The following is a 14851-nucleotide window of genomic DNA, read 5'->3' on the forward strand; positions in this document are numbered from 1 at the left end:
CAGGATGCAATTGTCTGTCACTAAAATATTTGGTTATAAAAATCTGTTAAATTACTATTTAAGAATAATTTGGCTTTTAATATTGCTGTTTCCTGCGCTGTTGTTAGTGGAGAATTATTTTTCTAAAGGTTATGTTTATTTGGTTTTCGCAGCTCTATTTCCTCTCGGAATATACTCTTCATGGAAGGGTGACTGGGAACCTTCCCTTGCCATTAGGTCATATTTGGCAATTCTTTTTTTAATTGTTGTTTATGTTTACGTGTCAGGATTTATTGGACAAGAGGTGTGGGGTGGTAAAGATACGCGATTTGCAGTAACCAGTGAACTTATGGTGAAGTTCCTGCTTCCCTTTGTCCTGATCCCGGCTTTCTGTCGATTGCAAATCGGGCGATCGTTTATTTTGGTATCGATAATTTTTGCCGGCTTTTCCATTTTTGGCGCTTTGATCTATAATTTTGCAGTTCATGCTTCGCGATCCAATCTGTTTTTTGGGGCCCCAATAATATGGGGGGACTTGTCCCTTTTGATAGGTCTATTTGCCATGATTATGGCGCGGCATGAAAAAGAGTATGCTCATCGGGTATTGTTGTTTTTTGTTGCTGCGATAGGCTTGGTTGGCAGCTTGTATTCAGGGACGCGAGGCGGCTGGATAGTTTTGTTAACTCTTCCTTTTTTTTATGTCATTTTATTTAATGGTTATAGGGGTTCTTTAAAGAAAGTTACATTAATTGCTCTTTTTTTAGCAGTGATTTCTGTGGTGGCTTATTTTTCGATTCCTTGGGTTGGCTCTCGAGTTGATTATGCTTTTCAGGATATTCATAATATCTTGTCAGGAAACTTTTCCGATTCAATAGGGCAGAGAATTTTGATGTGGCTTGCCGCTTTCAAGGCTTTTATTGCCTCTCCTGTCACTGGAATTGGAATGGGTAATTTTTATGCTTTTAAGCAGGAACTGATAGCTCAAGGAGAACTTCCAAATTATCTTATAAAATATAAGCACGAGCACAGCATGTATATGACAATTATAGGATCTCTTGGCATTGTGGGAATCATATTGTTTGGTGTTTTTTTCCTCCACCTGTTCAAGGCTTTCAAGCACCTTCTGGGGTCTTCTGACACCTTTATTTGGGGGGAGATGGGACTTGTGTTGCTGTTGTCCTATCTGGATTTTGGATTATCTGAATCGTTTTTGTTTACACATATTGGTGCTGCCGCTTTCTTTTTTTGGGCGAGTTTGTTGCTTTATATGGGATATGTGGCACCGCACCGTTCTCAGTGTCACGCATGAGCGAGTTATTTTTTGATGCCTCAGTTTACTATGCGCTGGGAAGCCGCTTAGCTACAGACCTTGGTTCAGTTGAGCGTGAGTTTACTCTTACCCCCCGTGGGGCTGGCACATCCCTTGGCGGGCAGGCGATTGGTGAGGGGACAATCGTCGATTTTCGCCGCCAGAACCGCATTCTTGGTTATGACGAGGCTACTGGTCGGGTTCGGGTGGAGCCGGGCGTCATCCAGGATGACTTGAACGACTTTCTCAAACCGTACGGACGGCGATTTGCGCCGGACACATCCACCTCCAACCGCGCCACTATCGGCGGGATGATCGGCAACAATTCCTGTGGCATGTATTCCTGTCATTGGGGCACTACTCGTGAACATGTGCACCGCATCCGTGGGATGCTGGCCGATGGCAGCGAGGTGTTGTTCGAGCCGCTGAATGCCGAGCAGCTGGCAGCCAAGTGCGCTCAGAGGGATCTGGAAGGACAAATTTATCGCACTATTCTGGACATCCTTGAACAGCATGGTGAGGCGATATTAGAGGCTTATCCAGATTCCAGCCTGATTCGCCGCAATACCGGCTATGCGCTGGATGTGCTCTATCGCCACTACCAGCCATTCAACCCCAATGGCAAGCCGTTTTCGCTCGTGCCGTTGCTGTGCGGCAGCGAAGGTACATTGGCGCTGTTTCTCGAGGCTGAACTGGAAACGGTGCCCTTGCCCAAAAAACATGATCTGCTGTGCGCGCATTTTTCAGCCCTGGACGATGCCTTTGCCTGTCTGCCGGCATTAATGGAGTACTTCTCGCCAGCAGCGGTTGAAATGATCGACCGTCCTACTCTGCAGGCGGCGGCAAACAATCCCGAGCAGGCGGAAAACCGTTTTTGGCTTGAGGGGGACCCAGACGCAGTATTGGCCATTGAGCTTTTTGATGCGGACGAAGCCCAGCTTCAAGCCTTGCGGGACTGGCTGGTTGAGCAACGCGCTTATGCAGTGCCGCATCTTCAGGGCGAGGCGATTGCGGCGGTCTGGTCGCTGCGCAAGGCCGGGCTTGGGCTGCTGATGGGAGAGCGCACGCGCAAAAAGGCGGTGGCGGTGGTGGAGGACGCGGCCATTCCGCTGCAGAATTTGCGTGATTACTATCACGACATGCGTCGCTGGTTTGAAGCGCATGGCGTTGAGGCGGTCTATTACGGCCATGCATCGGTGGGCTTGATTCATATCCGCCCCAAACTGGATCTGAGTCAGCCGGAAGACAAGCGGCTGTTTGCCGAAGTGGCGGCCTATTCGGCGCAGCGGGTCAAGCATTACCGTGGTGCGCTTTCCGGTGAGCATGGTGATGGCCGCATTCGCGCGCCCTTTTTGCCCGAGTTTTTTGGCGAACGCGTCTATCGGCAGCTGGTGCTGCTCAAGCGCGCCTTTGATCCGGACAATCGCCTTAATCCCGGCGTCATTATCGGTGACCGTCCCATTACGGAAAACCTGCGCGCTGATCTGCAGCCTCGGGTCACCTTACGCACAGGCCTGGACTGGTCGGAAAACCTCTCCCTGTTCGATGCGGTCAATCAGTGCAATGGCGCGGCCGCCTGTCTGAAAAGCCCCGGACGGGGCGTGATGTGCCCCAGCTATCACGCCACCATGGACGAGCCCAAGGTCACGCGAGGGCGAGTGAATCTGCTGCGGGAGGCACTGATCGCAGCGGATCCCCGCAAGGCACTCTCCAAGTCGGAACTGCGACAGGCGCTGGAAACTTGCCTCGCCTGCAAGGCCTGCAAAAGCGAATGCCCGGCGAGCGTGGATATGGCGGCACTCAAGATGGAAGTGCTTTATCAGACCCGTGATCAGCGCAGGCTGAAGAACCTGATGCTGCGGAACATGGGCCTGATGCTGAAAGCGGCGCAGCGGTTTCCGGGGCTGTTTGAGCGACTGCAGCAACATCCTCTTTCCAAATCCCTGCTGGGGTTGCACAGGCAGGCCCGGCTTCCAAGTTCTCAGTACGGAGTGCGGCTTGCCTCCCACTCCAATCCACAGGCTGTGGTGCTGGTGGATCTCTATACTGCAACCTTTCGGCCTCAGGTTCTTCGTGCTCTGCAAACGGTAGTAGAGGCGCTTGCGCTGCCGGTGCGTTTTGAGGCCCTGGACACCCCCTTGCGCCTGTGGCTTTCCAATGGTCTGCTGGATGAAGCGCGTGTTGCCATGCAGCAACTGGCAAGCCGCTGGGGCAGGGAAGGTCTGCCGCTTGTTGGGCTGGAGCCCAGTGAAACGCTGATTTGGCGGGATGAGGCGAGGAAGCTGGGGATCAAGGATGTGCCAGAGGTGCAGTTGGTGGAGCAATGGCTGGCGCAGCAACTGGTGCACAACGCTCAGGTGCTGCAGCCCATTGCCAAAACGGCATGGGTGCATGTGCACTGCCACCAGAAGGCGGCCCGGCTGCATCAGCTGACGCCGGCGCTGCTTGAGCAGGTACCGGCGCTTGAGGTCAAGACATTGAAGACTGGCTGTTGCGGCATGGCGGGTGATTTTGGCTATCGTCATCCCGAGCTGTCGCGCAAGGTGGCGCAAAAGGACTTCCTCCCTCACCTTGAGCAGATGCACGCGGATGATTGGCTGGTGGCCAGCGGTTTCAGTTGTCAGCATCAGGCGCAGCTGCTGGCCGGTCGCACGGCACTTCACCCCGTCGAAGTGATCGCGCATGCCGTAAAATGAAGGCATGAAACCGCTCTATCTCGCTTCCACATCACCGCGCCGTCTGGAGCTGATGCAGCAGATCGGCCTCAATCCACAGGTACTCTCTGTTTCGGTGGACGAGTCCGCCCTGCCCAATGAGTCGCCACACAGCTTCGTGCGTCGGCTGGCCGTCGAGAAAGCGCAGGCGAGTTTTAACAGCGTTTCAAGCAATGCTGTCTGGGTGGTCGGTGGCGACACCATCGTGGTGGCAGATGGACAGGTGCTAGGCAAGCCGCGGGACAAGGCAGACTACATGCGCATGCTCAAGCTGCTTTCCGGAAAGGTGCACGACGTTCTGTCCGCTGTCGCGCTGGTGCACGATGGGGTGGTGCGTTCGGCGGTAAACAGCAGTCAGGTCTGGATGCGGTCGCTCAAAAACTCGGAACTGGAAGCCTACTGGGCCAGTGGTGAGCCTAAGGGCAAGGCGGGTGGATACGCCATTCAGGGACGTGCTGCCCGGTTTATCCAGCGTATCGACGGAAGTTATTCGGGCATTATGGGGCTGCCCCTTTTTGAGCTGGATCAGCTGCTGCAGAAGGCAGGGTTTTATGACTGACACCGTGCACAAGGAAACGCTGCTGGTCAATGTCACCCCCCGTGAAACCCGCGTGGCGTGGGTGGACAATGGCATGGCGCAGGAGGTGTGGGTTGAGCGTGCCAATCAGCGCGGACTGGTGGGCAATATCTACTGGGGGCGTGTGCAGCGCGTGCTGCCCGGCATGCAGGCGGCCTTCGTGGATATCGGCCTGGAGCGGGCTGCCTTTCTGCATGTTTCGGACGTATGCCGTCCGGATGCGCAGAAGGAGTGTGAAGACATCCAGAAGCTGCTCCGCCCGGGTCAATGGGTGATGGTGCAGGTAATCAAAAACCCCCTTGGCAGCAAGGGGGCACGTGTGACCATGCAGGTGAGCCTGCCCTCGCGTCTGCTGGTGTACATGCCCAATCAGTCCGTGCTGGGGATTTCTCAGAAAATCGAGGATGAGGAGGAGCGCGAACGGCTGCGCGAGCTGCTCAAGTCTATTCCCGAACTGGACGAAGGCGTGGGTGGCCTGATCGTGCGCACTGTGGCAGAAGGTGCCGAGCTGGTGGAGCTGCGCGCGGATCTGATCTACCTGCAGAAGTTGTGGGAAACCATCGCCGAAAAAGTGAAGGGGCTGACCAAGCCGGCTTGCATCTATGAGGACTTGCCGCTGTTTCTGCGCATCCTGCGCGATGCGCCCATTCATCAGGTGGAGCGCATTATCGTGGACTCTCGGGAGACGCTGCTGCGCATGCGCGATTTTGCCCATGCCTATGTGCCCGAGCTGGAAAACCTGATCGAGCCCTATCAGGGCGAGCGGCCCATTTTTGATCTGTATAACGTGGAAGACGCCATCAATCAGGCGCTCAACAAGCGCGTGCCGCTCAAATCCGGCGGCTATCTGATCATCGATCAGACCGAGGCGCTCACCACCATCGACGTGAACACCGGGGCGTTTGTCGGTCACCGCAATCTGGAAGAGACCATCTATCGCACCAATATGGAAGCCACTGGCGCCATCGCCCGCCAACTGCGACTACGCAATCTGGGTGGCATTATCATCATCGACTTTATCGATATGAAGGAACTGCAGCACCAGCAGCACGTGCTCGAGGCGCTGCAGAAGGCACTGGCGCGAGATCGGGTCAAGACGACCATCAGCGGTTTCTCGCCCCTTGGGCTGGTGGAGATGACGCGCAAGCGCACCCGTGAAAGTCTGGAACGCACCCTGTGTCACACCTGCCCGGTCTGTGAAGGGCGTGGCACGGTCAAGACGCCCGAAACAGTGGCCTATGAGATTTTTCGCGAGATTACCCGCATGGCGAGACAGTACGATGCCGATGAGTATCGCGTCATCGCCTCGGAACCGGTGGTGAGCCATATCATGGACGAGGAGTCCGATAGCGTGGCCGAGCTGGAATCCTTTATCGGCCGTAATATCAGTTTTCAGGCCGAGGCCACCTATCCGCCGGAAGCCTTTGATGTGGTCATGCTTTAAGTCATGGTGCGCCGCACGCTCTCACTGACCGCGACCTTTTTCCGCGCTCTGTTGTGGACAGCGGTGTTCTGGATCGTGCTGGTGCAGCTTTCCTGGCTGTGGCTCAACAAGGCGCCCGAATCTGTCCAGACCTGGCTCGACATCCTGTCGGGTAATCGCCTCAAGATCGAGCGTATTCAGGTCACGCCTTCACTGTTAATGCCGCAGGTGCGCCTGCAGGCTATTCACTGGAAAGGCGACGCCTTCACGTTGGATATTGACAGTGTTTCCTTTGACCTTTCGTGGTTTAAAACCCTCTCAGAAAGTGGTATTTGGGGCCAGAGCCTGTTGATAGAGCGCCCACGGCTCGTGGTGCCAGAAACGGCCTCGCAAAAAAGTCAGGGACCCCCCTCTCTGGAGGCCATCGAGGCATGGCTCAAGCCGCATCGCTATCAGCTGTGGCTTCCCTTCAGGCGTGCCTTGATCAAGGCGGGTCGTGTAGAACGGGGCGACTGGCGCATTGAAGTGCCTGAGCTTCTGCTGGAAAAACGGCTTGTTTACCGAGCGCATGGCGAAACCCGCATTTTTTACCGCGACCAGCCTCTGTGGGTGTTGTCACTGAACGGACTGCTGCGTGCAGACTGGCTGGGCAGGCTTCACAGCGGCTGGTTGCAGGCGCGTACGCGCAAGGCCGCTGCGCTGGCGAACCTGGCTCCGCTGTTTGAAACCCGTTGGAAAAACGGTGAGGTGGCGTTCGATTTCTATCTGACGCTGGAGCATGGTGCACCTTCGGCACTGCTGAAAGTCAACCTGGATGATCTCAAAATAATGGGGCGTAAGGGACGCATCAACAGTGTTGGTGCGACGCTATTCTGGCGGGACGGGCGGGATGAACAGCGCTTTTCCATCGAGCAGTGGCTGCTGAATGGTCGATCCCTTAAAAACCTTTCGCCCGCCTATGTGGTCTGGCGGGACCGTACCTTGAAGCTTTCCATCAAGGCACTTTCCCTGGAACCCTTCCGCCCAACGCTGGCGGCACTCTGGCCGCAATGGGACTGGAATCATACCCATGCCACCCTTTCCGAGCTGAAGGCGGCCTTTCGCCTGCGCCCTTTTCAGTTGGCTGAGTTGACAGGCCAATTGAAAAAGCTGCAGTGGCCTCAAGTGGGAAAGGTGCCCGGTGTTCGCCTGGCTGACGTGACCTTGTCGGGCAAGCATGGGCAATTGGATCTGACCTTTGGTCAGCCGCTGCAGATTGCATGGAATGTATGGAAGCAGCCTCGGCATGCGCTCCATTTCCCCCAAGGGCTGCACTGGCGTGGAACATTCGACGCAGGCAAGCTTCAACCGGCTCCCTTGCTGGTGGATGATGCGATGCGAGGCACGCTTCAGCTTGAGCTACGCAGGGGGGTAATGACAACGCTTGCGCGCGTGGAACCTGAGACAATGCAGCGGGTCAAGGGCTATCTGCCCTACGGTTTAATGGGTAAAGAACTGCAGGCTTGGCTGAGCGAAGCTCTGGCCTCGGGCAAGGTGGCGCCAGTTGAGCTTCGTGCCATGGGTCGCGTCGATACGCCGAGTACTTTTCTTGAAAAGGGGCACCTCAAGGCCAGTACACGTGTTGAAAATGTTTCCTTGCGTTTCAAGCCAGATTGGCCAGTGTTGACAGGGCTCGATGCCAGTGTGCAGTTCGAGCCATGGACCCTCAAGATCAAGGCGGACAAGGGAAACCTGCAGGGCATTCAGCTGGCCGAAGCTGATGTCTTGATTGGTCCACTGAATGCTGCCGATATTTCTCTGAAGCTGTTTGGGCGTGCACAAGGGCAGGCGAAAGACGTGCAGGCGCTTCTGCTGGAAAGCCCGCTGGCGCGAAAATTGGGCATTGAAACGCTGCTTGGCAAGAAAATTACGCTGGAGGCAGGGCGTGTTGGCGGACAGGTTGCCCTGTGGGTACCCCTGTATGGCCTTGAGCGCCGGGTGGAAAATGTGGATGTGCAGGTTTCTCTTAACAAGGTTGCGGTGGGCCTATGGGGACAAGACAGGGTTGAAAATCTGAATGGGACCTTGCATGTGACCCAGCAGAGTGCCGTGTCGGGCCGCATTAAGGGGCGTTTTCAGGGGGCGCCGTTTGCGTTGCAAGTGCGAACAGATGTGCAGAAGCCTGCTTTGGTGTTGAACGCCCAGGGCAGCGCCGATCTGGCCCGTTATATTGCAGACGTTCAGGGGCGCGGGCACGTGCAGATGGGACTGCGCATCCCCTTTGATCGAAGCGCACCCATGGAGTTTTCCGGCGTGTTGAAACCCGCAATAAAAAAACACAACCTTCTTGCCCCTCTGGATCAGGTGCTTGCTCAGACAGCCCATGTCAGCGGAACCGTTGCGGACCATCTTGCCCGCGTGAACGTGATTTGGGACAAGAAGCTCTGGTCGTCCGTGTCGCTCGACCTGGATGGTCGTTTGCAACAGGTGACCGTGATCCTGGGTGAAAAGCCCGCTGTCGCCAATGCGCTGTTGAAACGCGACGGGAAAGACATTCTGCTGCTACTGAATGCGGACCGCGTCGAGATCGTTCCGTGGATGGATTGGTGGGCGGCGCAGCGTGATCTCTTTCCCTCGCAGTCCAGTGATGCAAGGCTGCCTCTGCCAATGGTGCTGGCGGCCCGTGCAAAAGATATCCATTACCATACACAAAATTTCCGGCATGTCGTTTTGACGGCAGCCAGCCTTGACGAGAATCGCATTGGCCTGGATCTGGAGGCAGACAAGGTAAAAGGGTCTGGCATTTACCTGCCGGATCAAAATCAACTGGCGCTGAGTGTAACCAGACTTGTGTGGGATGCCACACCGCGCCCCGGAGTCTGTCATCCGCCTTCGCGACCCCAGAACCTGCGCCTGTTTTTCGTGGGCAACAACATCCGTTTCCAGACTTACGATTTTGATCAGGTGCGTTTTAATCTTTATGCCGATCCGGCGCAGGTACGTATGGAGGGCATCGAGCTATGGGCCCGTGGCAAGCATCTGTCTGGGCGCGGCCGCCTGTTGTGGGGGTATCGGGATAATGACAGCCAGTTGCATCTCGATCTCCAGGCCAAGCCGGTGGAAACCTTTCTCGATTGGGCCGGCTTCGATGATTCCGGTTTTACCGGCGAAAAGGCACGCGTGGAAGCACAGTTGAATTGGCCCGGCTCCCCGGACTGTTTCGACTTGAAAACAGTTACAGGTTCGGCGCGTGTACGATTCGATGCCGGGGTGATCAAGCAGGCTCAGTTGGGTCTGGCCAAGGTCATCGGCCTGTTGAGTGTGGATTCGCTGTTGCGAAACCTGAAGGTAACGCTGAACCAGTTGCAATACAACGGCCTTGTTTATGATTTCATCGATGCACGGCTGAAGCTCAAGCAAGGGGTTGCCGCCATCGAGAATTTCGAACTGGAAGCGCCAAGTGTTCATGCAAACCTCAAGGGGCAGGTGGACTATCTGCGCAGACGCTATAACCTCAAGGCCAAGGTGTCTCCAAAAGTGGCAGGGACGCTGACAACGCTGGCAACCATTGTCGGACTTGCCAATCCGCTTACTGCCATTTCCACCTATCTGCTGCTAAAGAATGTGCCGGGCCTGGAAAACGATCTTGTCAGCTATCGCTATGTCATTACAGGACCGTGGGACAATCCGAATATTGTCAATATGGAAACGGGCAAGCCGATCGATCTGGGCAAGGCCGGTGATACCGAAGAAGAGCGTCGAGACAGTGTTCAGGGGTTTCTGGATCGTCCTTGAGGATAGTCAGCGTTTCTTGACCGCAAGGTTGACTTCTTGATAAATGGAGTAGGTAAAGAAAAAGGCCGTAAAGCAAGCTTTACGGCCTTCAATTTGGCTCCCGATGCTGGACTCGAACCAGCGACCAACGGATTAACAGTCCGCTGCTCTACCAACTGAGCTAATCGGGAATGGTGTTCGTTTGTATGGCGCGTATTATAAGGGTCCCCGCCCTGTCGTCAACCCCTTTTGAACGGATTTTTGCAACAGAGCGGTGAGTTGGTTTACGGTCTTACTTTGCAGGAGGGAGATCCAGCGGGGTTTTCAGTTTCAGAATGTGCAGATGACCGTAGCCACACTTCACTTCGATGCTGTGCAGGCCGGCATCGTCCTCATCCACAACTACTTCCTGCGGGTTGCGAATGTTGTGCAGAACCTTGCCATTGTCGATTTCCACGGTAAGGACATCGTCATTGGGGTCATAACTGATTCCGGTGAGGGGAACCCACTCACCTTCCACCTGATCGCCGATATCCAGTCCGGCTACTTCGATTTCGGTCAGAAAGGTGGGCATTACACTGCTCAAATGGTCAAAGTAGTGCTGCCAATCATTCTTGTCAATCTTGCGCGTTGCCATCATTCACCTCCTTGAGGATTGGTTGTGTCCTTGTTATACATGAGGGCGTGCATGGGGAATTCAAGAGAGGGGATCGCTATCGGCAGCTGATTTGTTCGAGCAGGACCGTTTGAAGCTGGTGCTGCTGTTCTTCGCTCAAGGCTTTATCGGTACGTGTGCTAATAATAAACGTGTCTTCAGCTTTCTCGCCCACGGTAGCGATTTTGGCCTCGTGCAGGCGCACGTCGTTTTCCACCAACGTCTGGGCAACACATGCCAGCAGACCAGGCACATCCAGTGTGCTGAGGCGCAGCGCGGTCTGATGGTCGTTGAGCGTTTCAAACTCGATTTGCGTTGGCACATTGAAGCAGCGCAGCTTGCGATCGAGGCGGGGTGTAAAACGGCTCGGCTTATAGGGGGTGGACAGAGTGTCAAGCAGGGTGTCTCGAATTTTGGCGCGGTGACGGTCGTCCTGCAGTGGATGGCCATCGTTGTCCAGGACATAAAACAGCATCAGTAGCGAGTCGTCCTCCAGCGCATAGGTATGTGCATCCATGATCGACAACTGCGCCTTCTCCAGCTGTTCGGTGACCTGCATGAATAAAAAATCACGGTCCTGCGTGTAGATGACGATTTCAGTGGCGCCGCGTACCGGCGGTTCGGAAAGGTGGACAAAGGGTTTGTCTGCACGGGCAAGCAATTGCGTCAGCCGTGCGATATGGTCCGGCTGATAGCGTGCAAAAAAGTCCGTTTTGATCAGGTTTCGCCACAAGGCGGCATAATCGCTTGAAGCGTAGCCCATCTTTTTCAGGCGTGTCTTGGCATTTTCCTGGGCCTGCAGCGCTTTTGCGGCCTGGTTTCGCGGTGTTTCCAGGTGGGTATCAAGCGCGCGGGCCGTTTCGTTGTAGAGTTCAAGAAACAGCGCGTTTTTCCAGTCGTTCCACACGTCTGGGGAGGTGGACAGGACGTCGGCAAGGGTCAGCAGGTAGAGATAATCGAGCCGTTCCCGGGTTTCAACCTGCTGTGCAAAGCGTCGAATCACTTCCGGGTCGGTAATGTCCTGCTTTTGTGCCGTATCGGAAAAAATCAGGTGATTTCTGACCAGCCAGCTGATCAGCGCGGTATCTCGCTTGGGCAGATTGTGCGCTTTGCACCACTGTTGTGCAAACATTGCGCCGGTTTCACTGTGGGGTTCATCTCCTTTGGTGATGTCGTGAAACAGACCAGCAAGGTAGAGGCAGTAGGGGCGGCACAATTGTTGGGCAATTTGGTGAGCAGTTGGAAGCTCCCATTCATAGGCATTGACGAAAAAGCGCCGGATATGGCGTAGCACCAGCAGGGTATGTTCGTCCACCGGATAGGCGTGAAACATGTTGAACTGCATGCGCCCGGTGATTTTTTGAAACTGGGGAATGTATTTTTCCAGCACCCCGTATTTGTGCATGTATTTCAGTGCATGAAAGACACCGTGGGGCTGGTGCAGCAGGGCAGTGAACAGTGTCTTGTGGACTTCATCCTGATGAAAAGATTCATCCAGAAAGGGCAGCGCCTGCTGAATGAGGCGGATGGTGCGCGCACGCAGCCCCTTTAGTTCCGGATGATAGGTAAACAGCAGGAAGGCTTCGAGAATGGTGGCTGGATTCTGCTCGAAGGCCTCGTCCTGTTTGATATCCAGCAGGTCATCCACGACCTGAAAGCGTGCATTCAGTGACCGGGGCTGGTGGTTCGGAGAAAAAATGCGCTCCTTGAAATCCGTCAGCAGGATTTCGTTGAGGTTCATTACTGTGCGGGTTGAGCGATAGAACCCCTGCATGAGTCGTTCAATGCGCGCATTTTCCGTTTTCCCTTCGATATGTAGCTTTTCGGCGAGGAGCATCTGATTGTCAAAAAGCAGCCGGTCTTCGCGCCGGCCGCGGTAGCGGTGCAGGGCAAAACGCAAGCGGTGCAGGGTGCGCCCTGCTGCATCAAGGCGAGCAAACTCTTCAGGGGTGATGAGATGGTGCCTGATCAGCTCATACAGCGACTGGCTGTGCAGAATGCGCTTGGCAATCCAGTAGATGGTCTGAATGTCACGCAGCCCGCCTGGACACTCCTTGATGTTGGGCTCCAGCTGATAAAGCGTGCCTTCCACCTTTTTACGCCGTTGTTCCTGTTCCGCCACCTTGGCGTTGAAGAACGCATTGATGGGCCAGAAGTCAGGGCGGCTCCACAGGGAATCGATCGCCTGCATTGCGCTTGCCTCGCCGGTAATCAGACGCGCTTCCAGCAGGTTGGTGGCGATGGTCACGTCCTGCCTGCCCTCTTCGTAGCACTGCTCCGGTGTGCGCACGGCCGACCCCACATCCAGGCCCAGATCCCACAGGAACGTCAAAAAGGCAGAAAGCTGTTCCTGCTCTGTGGCAGCAGGCGTCTGTTTACACAGAATGAGCAGATCGATATCGGAGTAGGGGTGGAGTTCCTGGCGGCCGTAACCTCCTACGGCCAGCAGGCTACTGGTTGTTTCGGGCAGGAAGTGTTTCCACAGCTGCTGGAGCAGCCAGTCCAGCATGTCGCTGTGGTCGCGAATCAGCTGGCTCACGGGCGCACCTTCGTCGAAGAGGTGAAACTGCTTTTCACGCGCTTGCTTCAGGTAGGTGCGCGCCGCGGCGCGCAAGGTGTTTTCATCGCCAGAGTCAAGGGCGGTCATCAGCCCGGCGCGCGGTGTCATGGCGGCATTCATTCGTGCTGACCAGGGAGAAAGGGCCTTTCACTGGGTCTCAGGGTAAAGATTTCATAGCCATCCGGCGTGACCGCGAGAGAGTGTTCCCATTGCGCTGATAGCTTGCGGTCCTTGGTGATGACGGTCCATTTGTCGCCCAGCAGGCGTGTTTCCTTGCGCCCCTGATTGATCATTGGTTCAATGGTGAAAGTCATCCCGGGCACCAGTTCGATCTGCTTGAGTGCCGGATCGGCATAGTGCAGCACCTGTGGCTCTTCGTGAAACGCCTTGCCCAGGCCGTGGCCGCAGTACTCTTCCACCACGGAATAACCACAGGCGTGTGCATGGTCTTCGATGGCCTTGGCGACATCGTAGAGCGTATTGCCGGGTTTCACCTGTTCGATGCCCAGCCACAGACACTCGCGCGCCACGTCACACAGGCGCTTGGCGTAGGGCGGCACCTTGTCGCCCACGCAGTACATCATACTGGTGTCACCGTGATAGCCATCCTTGATGACGGTCACGTCGATGTTGAGGATGTCGCCATTCTTGAGGCGCTTGTCACCTGGGATGCCATGGCAGACCTGGTGATTGATGGAGGTGCAGATGGACTTGGGAAAGCCATGATAGTTGAGCGGGGCTGGGGTGGCGCCGTGATCCAGAATGTATTCGTGCGCGAGGGTATTGAGTTCTTCAGTGGTGACGCCCGGCTTGACGTGTGGCTCAAGCATGACCAGCACGTCTGCGGCCAGTTTGCCGGCAACGCGCATCTTTTCCAGTTCTTCTTCGGTTTTCAAGACGATGCTCATGATTTTCCCATCTTGCTGGTGGAATTAGCGGCGGCTTTGTGGTATAAATCCCGCCTTCTCGAAAGAGAGCATTTTAGCAAACGCAAACGACTCACATTCGCCGTCACATGAATGGGGTGCCCGACGCGTCGGGTTCATTCATGGGGCGAATGGCGGTTTAACCCACTTAAGGAGAAACACTCATGGCTAAAGTTACCATGCGTCAGCTGCTGGAAGCCGGCGTTCACTTCGGGCATCAGACCCGCTACTGGAACCCCCGCATGGCACCGTATATCTACGGCGTGCGCAACAAGATTCATATCATCAACCTTGAGAAAACCCTGCCCATGTTCAATGAGGCAATGGATTTTCTGAGCAAGGTTGCTGCCGACAAGGGCGAAGTGCTGTTTGTGGGCACCAAGCGTCAGGCGCAGGACATCGTTGAAGAAGAAGCGAAGCGCGCAGGCATGCCGTATGTCAATCACCGCTGGTTGGGTGGCATGCTGACCAACTATCAGACCATCAAGAAGTCCATCCAGCGCCTGAAGGAGCTGGAAACCATGGCGCAGGACGGCACGTTTGACAAGCTGACCAAGAAGGAAGCCCTGATGCTGACCCGCGAAATGGAGAAGCTGGAGCGTGCGCTGGGCGGTATCAAGAACATGAAGTCCGGTGGTCGTCCTGACGCGGTATTCGTGATCGATGTGGGCAATGAACACATCGCCGTAAAAGAAGCCCAGAAGCTGGGCATTCCTGTCGTCGGTGTGGTGGATACCAACAATGATCCCACAGGTATCGATTATGTAATCCCGGGCAACGACGATGCCATTCGCGCCATCAAGCTCTACCTGAGCACAGCGGCTGATGCGATTCTGGAAGGTAAGAACAGCATTACCACGCATGTGGAAGGTGACGAGTTCGTGGAAGCCGAAGAGGAAGTTGAAGAGAACGCTGCCAAGGCGGAGTAACAGCTCGGCGCGTTTATTCGGAATTT

At 55.3% G+C, this 14851-nt stretch carries 9 protein-coding genes and 1 tRNA gene; 6 read left to right on the top strand and 4 right to left on the bottom strand.

The features are described 5' to 3' along the window. The first annotated feature begins 4 nt into the window (after positions 1-4). From BUQ81_RS02510 to BUQ81_RS02530, 5 genes are read left to right on the top strand one after another with little or no spacing between them, the layout of a single operon-like run. A complete protein-coding gene (locus BUQ81_RS02510; protein WP_074200808.1) occupies positions 5-1288 on the top strand; it encodes an O-antigen ligase family protein in 1284 nt (427 codons plus the stop codon). Beyond that, positions 1285-3984 carry an FAD-binding and (Fe-S)-binding domain-containing protein gene (locus tag BUQ81_RS02515; protein ID WP_074200809.1) on the top strand — a complete coding sequence of 900 codons (2700 nt, stop codon included), beginning with the start codon at positions 1285-1287 and terminating at the stop codon, positions 3982-3984. Before BUQ81_RS02510 ends, BUQ81_RS02515 begins: the two co-directional genes overlap by 4 nt. Before the next feature lie 4 nt (positions 3985-3988). Further along, positions 3989-4561, top strand: coding sequence for a Maf family protein (locus tag BUQ81_RS02520; protein ID WP_074200810.1), 573 nt, complete (start codon positions 3989-3991; stop codon positions 4559-4561). Then, entirely contained in the window at positions 4554-6023 is a 1470-nt protein-coding gene (rng, locus tag BUQ81_RS02525; RefSeq protein WP_074200811.1) for a ribonuclease G, read from the top strand. Before BUQ81_RS02520 ends, rng begins: the two co-directional genes overlap by 8 nt. Positions 6024-6026: 3 nt before the next feature. Then, the gene (locus BUQ81_RS02530) at positions 6027-9776 is read left to right on the top strand and encodes a YhdP family phospholipid transporter (protein WP_074200812.1); all 3750 of its coding nucleotides are present in this window, start codon (positions 6027-6029) and stop codon (positions 9774-9776) included. Positions 9777-9870: 94 nt separating this feature from the next. On the opposite strand, the gene BUQ81_RS02535 is transcribed toward BUQ81_RS02530, so the two are convergent. From BUQ81_RS02535 to map, 4 genes are all read right to left on the bottom strand, one after another. Beyond that, positions 9871-9946 (bottom strand) — tRNA-Asn (locus BUQ81_RS02535). A 101-nt stretch (positions 9947-10047) separates the two neighbouring features. Next, positions 10048-10392, bottom strand: a complete 345-nt coding sequence (locus BUQ81_RS02540) for a DUF5335 domain-containing protein (protein WP_074200813.1) — start codon at positions 10390-10392, stop codon at positions 10048-10050. A gap of 76 nt (positions 10393-10468) precedes the next feature. After that, entirely contained in the window at positions 10469-13078 is a 2610-nt protein-coding gene (gene glnD, locus BUQ81_RS02545; RefSeq protein ID WP_159432254.1) for a [protein-PII] uridylyltransferase, read from the bottom strand. 8 nt (positions 13079-13086) lie between these two features. Further along, positions 13087-13878, bottom strand: coding sequence for a type I methionyl aminopeptidase (map, locus tag BUQ81_RS02550; protein WP_074200815.1), 792 nt, complete (start codon positions 13876-13878; stop codon positions 13087-13089). A gap of 182 nt (positions 13879-14060) precedes the next feature. On the opposite strand from map, the gene rpsB reads away from it, so the two are divergent. Beyond that, positions 14061-14825 carry a 30S ribosomal protein S2 gene (gene rpsB / locus BUQ81_RS02555; protein ID WP_074200816.1) on the top strand — a complete coding sequence of 255 codons (765 nt, stop codon included), beginning with the start codon at positions 14061-14063 and terminating at the stop codon, positions 14823-14825. Positions 14826-14851 lie beyond the last annotated feature (26 nt).

Origin of the sequence: Sulfurivirga caldicuralii, assembly GCF_900141795.1 — a bacterium.
Taxonomy (GTDB): Bacteria; Pseudomonadota; Gammaproteobacteria; order Thiomicrospirales; family Thiomicrospiraceae; genus Sulfurivirga; species Sulfurivirga caldicuralii.

Excerpts from the sequence above, each read along its gene's own strand:
- BUQ81_RS02510 (WP_074200808.1), top strand. The coding sequence starts at position 5 with ATGCAATTGTCTGTCACTAAAATATTTGGTTATAAAAATCTGTTAAAT.
- BUQ81_RS02515 (WP_074200809.1), top strand. The coding sequence starts at position 1,285 with ATGAGCGAGTTATTTTTTGATGCCTCAGTTTACTATGCGCTGGGAAGC.
- BUQ81_RS02520 (WP_074200810.1), top strand. The coding sequence starts at position 3,989 with ATGAAACCGCTCTATCTCGCTTCCACATCACCGCGCCGTCTGGAGCTG.
- rng (WP_074200811.1), top strand. The coding sequence starts at position 4,554 with ATGACTGACACCGTGCACAAGGAAACGCTGCTGGTCAATGTCACCCCC.
- BUQ81_RS02530 (WP_074200812.1), top strand. The coding sequence starts at position 6,027 with ATGGTGCGCCGCACGCTCTCACTGACCGCGACCTTTTTCCGCGCTCTG.
- BUQ81_RS02540 (WP_074200813.1), bottom strand. The coding sequence starts at position 10,392 with ATGGCAACGCGCAAGATTGACAAGAATGATTGGCAGCACTACTTTGAC.
- glnD (WP_159432254.1), bottom strand. The coding sequence starts at position 13,078 with ATGACACCGCGCGCCGGGCTGATGACCGCCCTTGACTCTGGCGATGAA.
- map (WP_074200815.1), bottom strand. The coding sequence starts at position 13,878 with ATGAGCATCGTCTTGAAAACCGAAGAAGAACTGGAAAAGATGCGCGTT.
- rpsB (WP_074200816.1), top strand. The coding sequence starts at position 14,061 with ATGGCTAAAGTTACCATGCGTCAGCTGCTGGAAGCCGGCGTTCACTTC.